This window comes from Paenibacillus xylanexedens, from assembly GCF_007680605.1.
Classification (GTDB): domain Bacteria; phylum Bacillota; class Bacilli; order Paenibacillales; family Paenibacillaceae; genus Paenibacillus; species Paenibacillus xylanexedens_B.
Genome location: NZ_VEIO01000077.1, coordinates 1 through 298 on the forward strand (window position 1 = coordinate 1; position 298 = coordinate 298).

General features: G+C 41.9%; 1 protein-coding gene. It reads right to left on the reverse strand.

Going from position 1 to position 298, the window contains the following annotated elements; all coding sequences use genetic code 11:
• Positions 1-298 (reverse strand): AMP-binding protein (locus FS818_RS28460; protein ID WP_145336762.1); only part of this gene is annotated, 298 nt, incomplete at both ends.

The window sequence follows — 298 nt, forward strand, 5'->3', positions numbered from 1 at the left end:
ACTCTTTCTCCGCCGAATAGCACGTGACGTATATTGGTGAGACAACTCACATCCAGATCGACAAGTGTATTAAATAATGCCGTCGTCAGGAAGAATAGCGTGATCTGTTCCTCCCTAAGAATTCGGGACAAAGAAGTGATATTTAACACTTCCTCTTTTCGAATGAGTACAAGAGTTGCCCCGTTCAATAATGTCCCGAAAATATCAAATGCCGAACCATCAAAAGCATAATTGGAGAGTTGAAGAATCCGATCCGTCGGCACTATTGTTACAAAGTTGCTATAGCACACTGTTCGAA